Annotated in this window: 1 pseudogene; it reads left to right on the top strand. The window is 73.6% G+C overall.

Annotation, left to right across the window (positions count from 1 at the left end):
* Window positions 1-44: 44 nt before the first annotated feature.
* Window positions 45-728, top strand: a pseudogene (locus tag FOE67_RS27580) (IS5 family transposase); the annotation flags it as partial.

The following is a 728-nucleotide window of genomic DNA, read 5'->3' as shown; positions in this document are numbered from 1 at the left end:
GGTTCGGTTGTTCGGGTGTGGGGAAGCGTGATCCTCAACCGTGGTTGGTGGACGATGAGTTGTGGGCGCGGGTCGAGCCGCTGGTGCCCGTGCGGCAGCGCCGGCACCGGCATCCGGGTCTGAAGGCGCTGGATGACCGCACCGTGCTGTGCGGAATCCTGTTCGTGCTCTACACCGGCATCCGGTGGGAGTGGCTGCCCGAGGAACTCGGCTTCGGCTCGGGGATGACCTGCCGGCGCAGGCTGCGGGAGCGGAACAACGCCGGGGTGTGGCGGCGGCTGCACGAGGTGCTGCCGGCCGGCCGCCCGGGCCTGTCGCGGGCGGTGATCGACAGCTGCCGCATTCGGGCGCTCAGGGGCGGCCCCAAACCGGCAGGAGTCCGGTCGACCGGGGCCGGCCGGGCTCCGAACACCATCTGATCCGCGATGCCACCGGCATCCCGCTCGCGGCGCCGGCCGGCGGCGACCGCAGCGACGTCACCCGGCCGATGCCCCTGCCGGCCGCGATTCCGCCGATCCGCGACAAACGGGGCCGGCCCCGGCAGTGGCCGCGGGAGTTCTTGGCCGACCGCGGCTGGGACCACGACTGCTACTGCCGCCGGGTCCGGGCCAGGGGCATCAAGCCGGTCATCGCCCGCCGCGGTGTCGAGCACGGCTCCGGGCCGGGTGTCCGTCGGTGGGTGGTCGAGCAGACCATCGCCCTGCTACACGGCTTCCGCCGCCTGCGGA

This window comes from Streptomyces calidiresistens (assembly GCF_014141525.1).
GTDB lineage: Bacteria > Actinomycetota > Actinomycetes > Streptomycetales > Streptomycetaceae > Streptomyces > Streptomyces calidiresistens.
This window is presented reverse-complemented; position numbering and strand designations above follow the sequence as displayed.